The sequence below is a fragment of the Vibrio sp. 10N.286.52.F8 genome (assembly GCF_041468745.1).
Taxonomy (GTDB): domain Bacteria; phylum Pseudomonadota; class Gammaproteobacteria; order Enterobacterales; family Vibrionaceae; genus Vibrio; species Vibrio crassostreae_C.
The window spans coordinates 26,263-39,259 of the sequence record NZ_JBFRJF010000050.1 but is presented as its reverse complement, the minus strand read 5'-3'; the positions used below and the strand labels follow the sequence as shown (position 1 = coordinate 39,259).

Annotated in this window: 10 protein-coding genes; 6 read left to right on the top strand and 4 right to left on the bottom strand. The window is 47.0% G+C overall.

The window, feature by feature from the left end; all coding sequences use genetic code 11:
* Nucleotides 1-15 precede the first annotated feature (15 nt).
* The 5 genes from atpG (at nucleotide 16) to AB4133_RS20785 (ending at nucleotide 6,142) form a co-directional block, all read left to right on the top strand.
* Complete coding sequence (atpG, locus tag AB4133_RS20805) at nucleotides 16-882, top strand: F0F1 ATP synthase subunit gamma (protein WP_017058793.1); 867 nt, start codon at nucleotides 16-18, stop codon at nucleotides 880-882.
* 34 nt (nucleotides 883-916) lie between these two features.
* Nucleotides 917-2,320: a F0F1 ATP synthase subunit beta gene (gene atpD, locus AB4133_RS20800; protein WP_017058792.1), complete on the top strand. Its 1,404-nt coding sequence runs from the start codon at nucleotides 917-919 to the stop codon at nucleotides 2,318-2,320.
* A gap of 18 nt (nucleotides 2,321-2,338) precedes the next feature.
* Nucleotides 2,339-2,761, top strand: coding sequence for a F0F1 ATP synthase subunit epsilon (locus tag AB4133_RS20795; protein ID WP_017058791.1), 423 nt, complete (start codon nucleotides 2,339-2,341; stop codon nucleotides 2,759-2,761).
* Nucleotides 2,762-2,943: 182 nt separating this feature from the next.
* Nucleotides 2,944-4,302 carry a bifunctional UDP-N-acetylglucosamine diphosphorylase/glucosamine-1-phosphate N-acetyltransferase GlmU gene (glmU, locus tag AB4133_RS20790; RefSeq protein ID WP_372153141.1) on the top strand — a complete coding sequence of 453 codons (1,359 nt, stop codon included), beginning with the start codon at nucleotides 2,944-2,946 and terminating at the stop codon, nucleotides 4,300-4,302.
* Nucleotides 4,303-4,522: 220 nt separating this feature from the next.
* Complete coding sequence (locus tag AB4133_RS20785) at nucleotides 4,523-6,142, top strand: diguanylate cyclase (protein ID WP_372225624.1); 1,620 nt, start codon at nucleotides 4,523-4,525, stop codon at nucleotides 6,140-6,142.
* Between the two features lie 71 nt (nucleotides 6,143-6,213).
* Here AB4133_RS20785 and punC read toward each other — a convergent pair whose 3' ends face one another.
* The gene (punC, locus tag AB4133_RS20780) at nucleotides 6,214-7,425 is read right to left on the bottom strand and encodes a purine nucleoside transporter PunC (RefSeq protein ID WP_017063021.1); all 1,212 of its coding nucleotides are present in this window, start codon (nucleotides 7,423-7,425) and stop codon (nucleotides 6,214-6,216) included.
* Between the two features lie 163 nt (nucleotides 7,426-7,588).
* On the opposite strand from punC, the gene punR reads away from it, so the two are divergent.
* Nucleotides 7,589-8,503, top strand: coding sequence for a DNA-binding transcriptional activator PunR (gene punR, locus AB4133_RS20775; RefSeq protein ID WP_017063020.1), 915 nt, complete (start codon nucleotides 7,589-7,591; stop codon nucleotides 8,501-8,503).
* Between the two features lie 97 nt (nucleotides 8,504-8,600).
* Here punR and ilvA read toward each other — a convergent pair whose 3' ends face one another.
* The 3 genes from ilvA to AB4133_RS20760 are packed head-to-tail and all read right to left on the bottom strand — an operon-like array spanning nucleotide 8,601 to nucleotide 12,992.
* Complete coding sequence (gene ilvA / locus AB4133_RS20770; RefSeq protein ID WP_372225622.1) at nucleotides 8,601-10,145, bottom strand: threonine ammonia-lyase, biosynthetic; 1,545 nt, start codon at nucleotides 10,143-10,145, stop codon at nucleotides 8,601-8,603.
* Between the two features lie 3 nt (nucleotides 10,146-10,148).
* Complete coding sequence (gene ilvD, locus AB4133_RS20765) at nucleotides 10,149-11,990, bottom strand: dihydroxy-acid dehydratase (protein WP_372225619.1); 1,842 nt, start codon at nucleotides 11,988-11,990, stop codon at nucleotides 10,149-10,151.
* A 33-nt stretch (nucleotides 11,991-12,023) separates the two neighbouring features.
* Nucleotides 12,024-12,992, bottom strand: coding sequence for a branched-chain amino acid transaminase (locus AB4133_RS20760; RefSeq protein ID WP_017063017.1), 969 nt, complete (start codon nucleotides 12,990-12,992; stop codon nucleotides 12,024-12,026).
* Nucleotides 12,993-12,997: the final 5 nt, after the last annotated feature.

Below are 12,997 nucleotides of genomic sequence, written 5' to 3'. Positions count from 1 at the left end.
TAACGGAGAGTAACGATGGCCGGCGCAAAAGAGATACGTAATAAAATCGGTAGTGTTAAAAGCACACAGAAGATTACGAAAGCAATGGAAATGGTAGCAGCTTCAAAAATGCGTCGTTCTCAAGACGCAATGGAAGCTACTCGTCCATATGCAGAAACAATGCGTAAAGTGATCGGTCATTTGGCTAATGGTAGCCTCGAGTATAAGCATCCTTATCTTGAGGAACGTGAAGCCAAACGTGTTGGTTACATCATCGTTTCTACAGACCGTGGTCTTTGTGGTGGTTTGAACATTAACTTGTTCAAAAAAGCCATGAACGACATGAAAGATTGGTCTGAGAAAGGTGCTGACGTTGAACTTGCAATTGTAGGTTCAAAAGCGACAGCATTTTTCAACAACAGCGGCGCGAAAGTAGCAGCTCAAGTTTCTGGTCTGGGCGATCGCCCAAGCCTTGAAGACTTGATTGGCTCTGTAAGCGTTATGCTGAAGAAATATGATGAAGGCGAATTGGATCGCCTGTTCGTAGTGTTCAACAAGTTTGAAAACACTATGGTACAAGAACCAACGATCGATCAATTACTTCCTTTGCCTAAATCAGACAGCGAAGACATGAAACGCGATCATGCTTGGGACTACATTTATGAGCCTGAGCCAAAACCACTACTAGATGCACTACTGGTTCGCTACGTCGAATCTCAAGTATATCAAGGTGTGGTCGAGAACCTTGCTTGTGAGCAAGCGGCTCGAATGATTGCTATGAAATCAGCAACAGATAACGCTGGTGACATTATTGATGACTTAGAACTTGTGTACAACAAAGCGCGTCAAGCGGCAATTACACAAGAACTTTCTGAGATCGTTTCAGGCGCAGCTGCGGTTTAAGCTTAGGTAAAACTAAATAGTTAGAGGATTAACGATGGCTACAGGTAAGATCGTACAGATCATCGGTGCGGTAGTCGACGTAGAGTTCCCACAGGGTGAAGTACCTCGTGTATACGACGCTCTGAATGTTAATGAAGTACAAGAACGTCTAGTTCTTGAAGTTCAGCAACAACTTGGCGGTGGCGTAGTTCGCGCAATCGTAATGGGTAGCTCTGATGGTTTACGTCGTGGTTTGACAGTTGAAAATACTGGCGCTCCAATCTCAGTACCAGTAGGTACTAAGACATTGGGTCGTATCATGAATGTCCTAGGTGACGCGATTGATGAGTGTGGCGAGATTGGTGCTGAAGAGCATTACGCCATTCACCGTGAAGCTCCAAGCTACGAAGAGCAGTCTAACGAGACAGCTCTTCTAGAAACTGGTGTTAAAGTAATCGACTTGATTTGTCCATTCGCTAAGGGTGGTAAAATCGGTCTATTCGGTGGTGCTGGTGTAGGTAAGACCGTTAACATGATGGAACTTATCAACAACATCGCACTTCAACACTCAGGCCTATCTGTATTTGCAGGTGTAGGTGAGCGTACTCGTGAAGGTAACGATTTCTACTTTGAGATGCAGGAAGCAGGTGTTGTAAACATCGAAAAACCTGAAGAATCAAAAGTAGCGATGGTTTACGGTCAGATGAACGAGCCACCAGGTAACCGTCTACGTGTTGCCCTGACAGGCCTAACAATGGCAGAGCGCTTCCGTGACGAAGGTCGTGACGTTCTACTGTTCGTTGATAACATCTACCGTTACACACTAGCAGGTACTGAAGTATCAGCACTTCTAGGTCGTATGCCTTCTGCGGTAGGTTACCAACCTACACTGGCTGAAGAAATGGGTGTTCTACAAGAGCGTATCACGTCAACTAAAGCTGGTTCTATCACGTCTGTACAGGCGGTATACGTACCTGCGGATGACTTGACTGACCCGTCTCCAGCAACAACGTTCGCTCACTTGGATGCAACGGTTGTACTTAACCGTAACATCGCATCTATGGGTCTATACCCTGCGATCGACCCGCTAGATTCTACTTCACGTCAACTGGATCCATTGGTAGTTGGACAAGAGCACTACGACATCGCTCGTGGCGTTCAGTCTACTCTTCAGCGCTATAAAGAGCTGAAAGATATCATTGCTATCCTAGGTATGGACGAGCTATCTGAAGAAGATAAGCAAGTTGTATCTCGTGCTCGTAAGATTGAGAAGTTCCTAACTCAGCCTTACCACGTAGCGGAAGTATTTACAGGTGACCCAGGCATTTACGTACCTCTTAAAGAGACTCTACGTGGCTTCCAAGGTCTTCTATCTGGTGAATACGATGACATTCCAGAGCAAGCGTTCATGTACTGTGGTGCAATTGACGAAGCTATCGAGAATGCTAAGAAGCTATAAGGCTAACTAGGAGGCGATATGGCAGCAATAACCTTTCACCTAGACGTTGTAAGTGCAGAGAAACAAATTTTCTCAGGCCTTGTTGAGACGTTTCAGGTGACCGGTAGTGAGGGTGAACTTGGTATTTTCCATGGTCACTGTCCACTGCTGACCGCTATCAAGCCTGGCATGGTGCGTATTGTTAAGCAGCACGGCCACGAAGAAATCATTTATGTTTCTGGTGGTATGGTAGAAGTTCAGCCTGGTACAGCAACTGTACTGGCTGATACAGCTATCCGTGGTGAAGAGCTAGACGCAGCAAAGGCGGAAGAAGCTAAGCGCAAGGCTGTGGAGAATATCCAAAATCAGCATGGCGACATAGACTTCGCACAAGCGGCCGGTGAACTGGCTAAAGCCATTGCTCAGTTACGAGTTATCGAACTGACAAAACAGCGTCGTTAATCTTTTTAAGATTACAGACTCTGAGATAAAGGCGACCTAAGGGTCGCCTTTTTGCATTTTTAGATTCTCAAAAATGCTTCTTTTACGTATCACTACTGGTTAAATGGTTATTGCGATTTAATTTTTTGCCCAAAAACGGTTACAATATCGGCTTAATAAAAATAACGTTGGATAGGTTTACAATGAAGTTTAGCGCGGTAATTCTCGCGGCGGGCAAAGGCACTCGCATGTATTCAAACACACCAAAGGTTCTGCACACACTTGCGGGTAAGCCAATGGTGAAGCATGTTATCGATACATGTAATGGTCTAGGCGCTCAAAACATCAACCTGGTTTACGGCCACGGTGGTGATCAGATGAAGGCTACTCTAGCTGAAGAATCTGTAAACTGGGCACTGCAAGCTGAGCAGCTGGGTACAGGTCACGCTGTGGATCAAGCATCTGCACATTTCGCTGATGATGAAAAAGTATTGGTGCTCTACGGTGATGTTCCACTGATCTCACCTGAAACCATTGAAAACCTATTAGACGCTCAACCAAACGGTGGCATCGCGCTACTTACTGTCGTGTTAGACAACCCGATGGGCTACGGACGTATTATTCGTCGTAATGGCCCTGTTGTGGCTATCGTTGAACAGAAAGATGCAACGGATGAGCAGAAGCTTATCAAAGAGATCAATACCGGCGTTATGGTGGCGACTGGTGGCGATCTGAAGCGCTGGTTGTCAGGTCTAAGCAACGACAACGCACAGGGTGAATATTACCTGACTGACGTTATCGCTGCGGCTCACGACGAAGGTCGTGCAGTTGAAGCGGTACACCCAGTAAGCCCAATTGAAGTGGAAGGCGTAAACGACCGCTCTCAACTGGCTCGCCTAGAGCGCGCTTACCAAGCTGAGCAAGCAGACAAACTATTGAAGCAAGGCGTAATGCTACGCGACCCAAGCCGCTTTGATCTGCGTGGTGAACTGCAGTGCGGTATGGACGTTGAGATTGATACTAACGTTATCATCGAAGGCAGCGTAAGCATTGGCGATAACGTGGTTATCGGCACTGGCTGCGTGCTGAAAGACTGTGAGATCGATGACAACACAGTTATTCGTCCATACAGCGTAATCGAAGGAGCGACTGTTGGTGAAGACTGTACGGTTGGTCCATTTACTCGCCTACGCCCTGGTGCAGACATGCGTAACGATTCGCACGTTGGTAACTTTGTTGAAGTGAAGAACACTCGCCTTGGTGAAGGTTCTAAAGCGAATCACCTAACGTACTTGGGCGATGCTGAAATTGGTCAGCGTGTAAACGTAGGGGCGGGTGCAATTACTTGTAATTATGATGGTGCGAATAAGTTTAAGACCATCATTGGCGACGACGTATTCGTTGGTTCAGACAGCCAATTAATCGCGCCTGTTACGATTGGTAATGGTGCTACCGTTGGAGCTGGCTCTACCGTAACACGCGATGTTTCTGAAAATGAGCTGGTTATCAGCCGTGCGAAAGAGCGTAAGATTGCTGATTGGAAACGTCCAACTAAGAAATAATCTCTAACGTTCAAAAGATATTCTTACGAAAGCCAGTAGCATCGCTACTGGCTTTTTTGTATCGGTCACTCACTGCTAACAAAATAATCAATTTGGCAATTGTATTTTTTTTATAGATTGTTAATATTCGGGCAGTAGTTCGGTATAAATGGGTTGATGTACGGTGATATTGGTTGAAAAGAAATGGCAAACATTGCCGATCATTATTTTGTCTTTTTCAATGTTAATAGGTCTCTATGGCTTTTATGTAACGTTGGAAAAGCTGGTTGTTGAGAATGAGCGTGATCACCTTGTCTCTTTGATGTCAGATGTTATCTATGAAATTCGTGAAGACAGTGAGTTATTTACGGCTGGCGTGGATGTTGATCACTACATTGGAGGGTTAACCCAAGCCAATACTCGCCTTCGAATTCAAGTGATCAATACCGATGGGGTAGTGATAGGGGATACGGACTTATCTGAGCATGCATTGGCGAGAGTGGAAAACCACGCTAACCGCCCCGAATTCCAACAAGCGCTTCAACAAGGTATTGGCAGTGATGTCCGTTTTAGTACCGTGACCTCCATCGACCGAATCTATTATTCAATGAAAGAGAGCGTTAACGGACAAGATTTCGTTGTCGTGATCTCCTCGCCAATGCATCAATTGAAACAGATGAACTTCCAATTAATGGGAATACTGGTGGGCATGGTCGTGCTGAGTTTAAGCTTCTTGATTGGCACCTCTTACGTGAGCAATCGCCAAATCGTTCAGCGAGTGGAAGAGGAGCAAAAGAAGCAAGATGAACGGATTCGCCAAAGAACCCATGAAATCGAGTTGATGCACCGCCTCGCGAATATGCTGGCCGCGTGTAACAATATGGTGGAAGCTCAGCAGATTGTTTCGGATATCTTGCCGCGAATTCTCGGTAACGTGAACGGCAGTGTTTCTTTGATGCGTGCATCTCGTAACCAGTTGATCACTCAGCTCGATTGGGGAGAGACTTGGCCGGGAAGTGCGAGCTTTGCTCCAGAAGAGTGTTGGTCACTGCGAAAAGGCCGTGCACATCAATCGAATGATGATTTCCACTCGTTAACCTGTGGTCACATGCATGAGATGGAAAACAACCAAACCCTGTGTATTCCGTTGACAGCACACGGCAACACCATCGGCATCATGCACCTTTACTTCGGTGTTGGTGACATCAAGATAGATCCCATTACCGAGCAATTGGCGTTCAGCGTTTCCGAGCACTTAGGCTTGGCATTAGCTAACCTGAGCCTGCAAGAGAAGCTTCGCTCACAAGCATTGAGCGACCCGCTGACTGGCTTATTTAACCGTCGTTTCTTCGAGCAAAAACTGGAAGAGCACTCAATGAATTCGGCCACCAGCGAGCAGCCATTATCGCTATTGATGCTCGATTTGGATCACTTCAAACGCTTTAATGACAACTTTGGTCATGATGCGGGTGATTTCGTATTGAAAGAGATCAGTGCACTACTTAAACAGAGTGTTAGCGAAGACGAGATTGCTTGCCGACTCGGTGGTGAGGAGCTAGCGGTATTGCTTCCACATTATTCAATGCAAGAAGCGACGGAGTTTGGTCAAACCTTGTGTGATGCGGTGCGTTCGATGCACCTTGAACATAAAGGTCTGTCATTAGGTCAGTTGGGTGTTTCGATAGGTGTCGCCACTTATCCTAAGCCAGCGTCTGATACTGAATCTCTGGTTAAGATGGCCGATAATGCTTTGTACATGGCAAAAGATATGGGCCGCAGCCGAGTGGTTAACTATGATGAATATAGCCGCCATAAAGCGCCAACGTTAGAAGTAGTCGATGGTGACGTTGCTGCTAAATAAGTAGAAGTAAAATTTAGATATAAAAAAAGAGCGAGTAATCTCGCTCTTTTTTGTTTTCGTTAACTTAGAAACTAGTCTTGTTTCTCGTCAGCGACTACTCGAGAGTTGTCAGGTGTCGCGAAGTGTTCAGAAAGCTCTTTGTTCGAAACAATATAGCCAACCCACAACGCACCCAAACAGATCACAACGGCAATACCCGTCGCGCTTAGTGCTTGGCTAGCCATTGCCGCGACCAATGCACTTGATAGGCCACTGATACTGATTTGCAGGCTGTTTTGTAGACCAGCAGCTGTTGCTGGGCTTTGTTTAGCGCTTGATAGAGCACGGTTTACTACGATTGGGTAAAGTGCGCCGTTTGCGACAGCAATCAAACAGAAAGGCGCAAGTAGAGGCCAGATTGACGTCAGTTCCCACTGTGATGCGATAAAGATAAGCATCGCCGCTACACTGAACAAACCGATAAGGTTTCTTAGTACAACGCCATCGCCATATTTCTTCACTGCTTGCTTACCGAAGTAACCACCCGCCATGAACGCGATTGTTTGTGGGATAAAGCTCAAACCGATGTCTTTTGCTTCATAACCTAGTTGAGCCATGATCTCTGGCATACCCGTTAGGTAAGCGAAGAACGCTGCAGATGCTGAAGCAAACATTAAGACATTACCCATGTAAGGCTTTGATTTAAGCAACATCTTGATGTCTGTCTTAATCGATGTCTGTTTTACTTCAGGCGCTTCTTTTGGTTGAGCCATTGTTGTCGCCACTAGCAGTGCACCCATCAAGGTTAATGTGATGAAGATGCTGTGCCAGCCAAAGCTATCCGCCAGTAACACACCTAGCTGAGGTGCTAATGCAGGAGATAGCGCAACCAAAGGCATGATGGTTGCAAAAATTTGTTGGCTACTGCTTTGTGAGTAACGCTTGATAACCATTGCTTGCCAGATTACCGCAGGAGCACATACGCCGATCGCTTGAATGAAGCGCAGTGTCAGTAGATGCCATACCTCGGTGCTGAATGCTAAGCCGAATGAAGCTGCAGTAAAGATAACAAGACCAACCGCCAGCGTATTACGGTGACCATACTTGTCACTCGCCAGACCCCAAAGAAGCTGACCCATTGCCATACCGCCAAGGAATACCGTTAAAGACAGGGCAATCTGCTCTGGGCCGGTTGCGAAATCAACTTCCATTGCCTTAAATGCAGGAAGGTACATATCGGTCGCAATAAAGCCAAGCATTGAAAGAACTGCAAGGTAGACCAATTGAAATTTAGAAATATTCATAAGATGCCATTAAGCTAAAGGTAGTGATGTTTTTATCATCAAAAAAATTGTTTGATATACAGAAGTGAAAGCCCCTGTTTATTTATGCTGACATTCTATTTTTCGAACCTGATAAAATAAAACGCTAAAATATGTGGTTATCAATCAAAAAATTTGAAGGCTTATGTTCTCTAAATCCTCTTTAGAAATGCTCGATACGGTAGCTCGCTTAGGCAGTTTTACTGCGGCGGCAGAACAATTGCACAAAGTACCATCGGCGATCAGCTACGGTGTTAGGCAGGTTGAGCAAGAACTGGATGTTCTACTTTTCAGACGTTTACCAAGAAAAGTAGAGCTGACACCGGCAGGTGAATTGTTCATTGAAGAGGCACGTGCGTTACTGAGACAGATGGAAGAGGTCAGTGCCCAGACTCGCCGAGCAGCGCGTGGCTGGAAGAAAACCTTGCGCCTAACGCTCGATAACGTGGTTAAGCTCGACAAAATGAAGCCGATGATTGAAGAGTTCTACCAAACCTTTGAGTTTGCAGAGCTTCAGATCAACATGGAGGTGTTTAATGGCTCTTGGGAGGCGATTGCACAGGGCAGAGCGGATATTGTGATTGGTGCGACCTCGGCGATTCCGGTCGGCGGCGACTTTGAGGTTAAAGATATGGGACGCCTAGATTGGGCGTTTGTAATGTCGCCAAGTCACCCGTGTGTGCGCGAACAGAACCTCAATGAAGAGTTCGTGAGCCAATATCCAGCCATCTGCTTGGATGATACCTCCAGTGTGCTCCCTAAGCGACACACAGGCCACTACTCAAGTCAAAGACGCCTGTTGTTACCCAATTGGTATAGCGCAATTGAATGCCTTAAAAATGGAGTAGGGGTGGGTTATATGCCGAGGCACATTGCCGCGCCAATTATCGAACAAGGCTTGCTGGTGGAAAAAATACTGCCTGAACCGAGTCCGCAGAGTCATTGTTGTTTGGTGTGGCGAAAAGACGATAACCATAAGTTGATCGAGTGGATGGTGAAATACCTAGGATCGAGTGAACAACTTCACCAAGATTGGTTGGATCATCGCAAGGCGGTCTAATGATCTTAGCGAGAAGATCCTTTTCAAGTTTGAGTTGAATCAGCACCAATAAAAAGAGCGAGTAAATACTCGCTCTTTTTGATTCGGTCGTTAACTCTTATGACAAGAAGAACTTGTAGGAAGGGTTATCGGTTTCATCTTTACACTGATAGCCAAGCTCTCGTAGATGTGTTGAGAACTGAGCCAAATCATCGTCATCAAGTTCAAAGCCACACAATACACGGCCGTAGTCGGCACCGTGGTTACGGTAATTGAATAGGCTGATATTCCAGTGTGTCCCTAAGGTATCAAGGAATTTAATCAATGCACCTGGGTACTCTGGGAACTCAAAGCTGTATAGGCGTTCTTTCAGTGGCTTCGATGGTTTACCGCCAATCATGTAGCGAATGTGCAGTTTTGCCATCTCATCATCAGAGAGATCGACAACCGGGTAGCCGCCCTCACGTAAGTCATTGATGATGTGTTCGAGTTCTTCTTGACCACCTTGTAGGCGTACACCAACGAAGATATTCGCTAGGCTTTCGTCGTTGTGGCGGTAGTTAAACTCAGTTACCGCTCGACCACCAATAATATTACAGAACTCTAGGAATGCTCCTTGTCGCTCTGGAATCGTAACCGCAAGTAGACCTTCTCGCTTCTCACCTAGTTCACAACGTTCAGAGACATAACGCAGACCGTGGAAGTTGGTGTTAGCACCAGACAATACCGTTGCTAATTGCTTGTCTTGCAGTTGGTTCTGTTCAGCAAACTTTTTCAAACCAGCCAGAGCAAGCGCTCCTGAAGGTTCAGCAATCGCACGAGTGTCTTCAAAGATGTCTTTCACCGCAGAGCATATCTCATCGCTAGAGACTGCAATGTGACCGTCAATGTACTGTTGGCAAAGACGGAATGTCTCTTCACCAATGCGTTTAACCGCAACACCATCAGCAAACATGCTGACTTGATCCAGTACTACTGGCTCACCGGCATCCAGTGCTGCTTTCAAGCAAGATGAATCTTCAGGTTCAACCGCGATGACTTTTATTTCCGGCATCAATTGCTTAACTAGCACGGCAACACCCGCAGCCAAACCACCACCACCGACAGGCACAAAGATGTAATCCATGTGACCATTTTGCTGAAGCATTTCCATACCCATGGTGCCCTGTCCGGCGATCACCAATGGGTGATCGAATGGAGGCACAAAGGTGTAGCCATGTTCAGCGGAAAGGCGTTCTGCTTCAGCTTTAGCTTCATCAAAGTTGCTGCCGTGTAGAACTACGTTACCGCCAAAGCCACGTACCGCATCAACCTTGATGTCTGGTGTGGTTTTTGGCATCACAATCGTGGTTTGAATACCAAGCTTAGAACCGGACAGCGCCATACCTTGAGCATGGTTACCTGCCGATGCTGCAATCACACCTGCGGCTTTCTGTTGCTCTGAAAGGCTTGATACCATGTTGTAGGCACCACGTAGCTTGAACGAGTGGACCGGCTGACGGTCTTCACGCTTTAGCTGAACCTGATTACCAATGCGAGCACTTAAGCGAGGCATCTCTTGCAGAGGTGTCACGATTGCGGCTTCGTAAACTGGCGCTCTCAGGATCTGACGCAGATAATCTGCGCCAGTTTGTTTTTGGGGACTGACCGTGTCATCACTCATAGATTAGCCCTCAAGCTTCGACTTATCACGCACCGCGCCTTTGTCGGCACTGGTTGCCATGCTTGCGTAAGCTTTCAGTGCGAACGACACTTCACGCTGACGGTTTTCTGGTTTCCAGCCTAGTGCGTCTTGCTTAACACGACGCGCTTCTAATTCAGCTTCAGGCACGTCAAGTGTGATCGAGCGGCTAGGGATGTCGATAGTGATGATATCGCCAGTGTTTACTAGACCAATCACACCGCCACTTGCTGCTTCTGGAGAAGCGTGACCGATAGACAAACCGGATGTACCGCCAGAGAAACGTCCGTCAGTTAGAAGAGCACAAGACTTACCTAGACCCATAGATTTTAGGTAGGTAGTTGGGTAGAGCATTTCTTGCATGCCCGGACCACCTTTAGGACCTTCGTAACGGATAACAACCACTTCGCCTGCTTTTACTTTACCCGCTAAGATGCCGTCTACGGCTGTGTCTTGGCTTTCAAATACGATAGCAGGACCTTGGAATTTCAGGTTCTCTTCATCAACACCTGCTGTCTTAACGATACAACCGTCAACGGCGATGTTGCCTGAAAGTACCGCTAGGCCACCTTCTTGGCTGAATGCATTCTCTTTGGTACGGATACAACCATCGACGCGGTCGTTATCAAGACGATCCCAACGGCAATCTTGTGAGAAGGCTTTGGTGGTACGAATACCTGCTGGGCCCGCGCGGAAGAACTTAAGTACCGCTTCGTCTTCTGTCTGCATGATGTCGTATTGAGCTAGCTGCTCTTGCATGCTTAGGCCAAGTACAGTGCGAGTTTGGTTGTTCAGTAGGCCTGCGCGGTCTAGTTCACCTAGGATAGCCATAACACCACCAGCGCGGTGAACGTCTTCCATGTGGTATTTAGGTGTTGAAGGCGCAACCTTACATAGGTGTGGAACGCGGCGAGACATCTCGTCGATATCACCCATATCAAAGTCGACTTCACCTTCTTGAGCTGCTGCCAATAGGTGAAGAACGGTGTTACTAGAACCGCCCATTGCGATATCTAGAGCCATTGCATTTTCAAAGGCTGCGCGGTTCGCGATGTTACGAGGCAGTGCTGATGCGTCATCTTGCTCGTAGTAACGCTTAGTCAGGTCAACGATACGCTTACCAGCATTGATGAATAGCTCTTCACGGTCAGCGTGCGTTGCTAGCATAGAACCGTTACCAGGCTGAGATAGGCCTAGCGCTTCAGTTAGACAGTTCATTGAGTTAGCCGTGAACATACCTGAACATGAACCACATGTCGGACATGCAGAACGCTCTACTTGCTCACTTTGCTCATCAGAAATGGTTGGATCGGCACCTTGGATCATTGCGTCAACAAGGTCTAGCTTGATGATTTGATCTGAAAGCTTAGTTTTACCCGCTTCCATTGGGCCGCCTGATACAAAGATCACTGGGATGTTAAGGCGCATTGCTGCCATCATCATTCCCGGAGTGATTTTGTCACAGTTAGAGATACACACCATCGCATCCGCACAGTGTGCATTGACCATGTATTCTACTGAATCCGCGATAAGCTCACGTGATGGCAGTGAGTACAGCATGCCGCCGTGGCCCATTGCGATACCATCATCGACTGCGATGGTGTTGAATTCTTTAGCGATACCGCCCGCTTTCTCGATTTCACCCGCAACCAGTTGACCCATATCTTTAAGGTGAACGTGGCCTGGTACGAATTGAGTGAACGAGTTTACAACTGCGATGATTGGCTTACCGAAGTCATCATCTTTAACGCCAGTTGCACGCCATAAAGCGCGCGCACCAGCCATGTTGCGTCCGTGGGTAGTCGTTGCTGAACGATAGATTGGCATTGCTTAAATCCTTATAAAATATTTGGCTGTTGCTTACTTAGTTGTTTGCGTTTGGTTTTCTGAAGTTTGGTCTGCTGGGTAAACGTAGTCTAACCAGCCCCACTTATCTTCAGTGGTTCCATTGAATAGACCAAAGTAAGCCGCTTGAACTTTTTCAGTGATAGGACCGCGTTTGCCTTCACCTACTGTAATTTTGTCTACGCTGCGAACCGGAACGATTTCCGCCGCTGTGCCTGTCATGAATACTTCATCGGCAAGGTATAGCGCTTCACGAGCAATGTTCTCTTCACGGATCTCATAACCCATGTCTTTTGCTAGTGTCATGATCGAATCACGCGTGATACCCGGCAGAATCGCACTGGTCGCTGGTGGTGTGGATAGCACGCCGTTACGTACCACAAAGATGTTCTCACCAGCCCCTTCAGAAAGGTAACCATCAACACTCAGTGCGATGCCTTCATCGTAACCATGACGGCGAGCTTCGCCACCAACTAATAGTGAAGATAGGTAGTTACCACCGGCTTTTGCTGCGGTTGGGATCGTGTTTGGAGCGGCACGGTTCCAGCTAGAAATCATTGCATCAACGCCGTTTTCTAGTGCTTCTTCGCCTAGGTAAGACCCCCAAGGGAAAGCAGCGATGATCAGTTCCATCTCAGTATTTTCTGGCGGGCAGACACCCAAACCAACGTTACCTACGAAACCTAGAGGGCGGATGTACGCTGACTCTAGCTTATTTTGGCGTAGCGTTTCGCGAGTCGCTTCCATAATTTCTTCCTCAGTGTAAGGAATAGGGAAGCGATAGATTTTTGCTGAGTCTTTTAGGCGCTTAGCATGTTCAGGGTGACGGAAGATAACCGGCCCTTTTGGTGTGTTGTAACAACGAACACCTTCAAACACAGAAGTACCGTAGTGCATTGCGTGAGTCAGGACGTGAACGTTCGCCTCTGCCCAAGGAACCATCTCACCGTTAAACCAAATATAGTCTGCTGTTTTAGCTGTCATGTTTG

Coding starts and splice junctions, on each gene's coding strand:
- AB4133_RS20785 (WP_372225624.1), top strand. CDS start 4,523: ATGTTAATAGGTCTCTATGGCTTTTATGTAACGTTGGAAAAGCTGGTT.
- ilvA (WP_372225622.1), bottom strand. CDS start 10,145: ATGAGTGATGACACGGTCAGTCCCCAAAAACAAACTGGCGCAGATTAT.
- AB4133_RS20760 (WP_017063017.1), bottom strand. CDS start 12,992: ATGACAGCTAAAACAGCAGACTATATTTGGTTTAACGGTGAGATGGTT.
- ilvD (WP_372225619.1), bottom strand. CDS start 11,990: ATGCCAATCTATCGTTCAGCAACGACTACCCACGGACGCAACATGGCT.
- punR (WP_017063020.1), top strand. CDS start 7,589: ATGTTCTCTAAATCCTCTTTAGAAATGCTCGATACGGTAGCTCGCTTA.
- AB4133_RS20795 (WP_017058791.1), top strand. CDS start 2,339: ATGGCAGCAATAACCTTTCACCTAGACGTTGTAAGTGCAGAGAAACAA.
- glmU (WP_372153141.1), top strand. CDS start 2,944: ATGAAGTTTAGCGCGGTAATTCTCGCGGCGGGCAAAGGCACTCGCATG.
- punC (WP_017063021.1), bottom strand. CDS start 7,425: ATGAATATTTCTAAATTTCAATTGGTCTACCTTGCAGTTCTTTCAATG.
- atpG (WP_017058793.1), top strand. CDS start 16: ATGGCCGGCGCAAAAGAGATACGTAATAAAATCGGTAGTGTTAAAAGC.
- atpD (WP_017058792.1), top strand. CDS start 917: ATGGCTACAGGTAAGATCGTACAGATCATCGGTGCGGTAGTCGACGTA.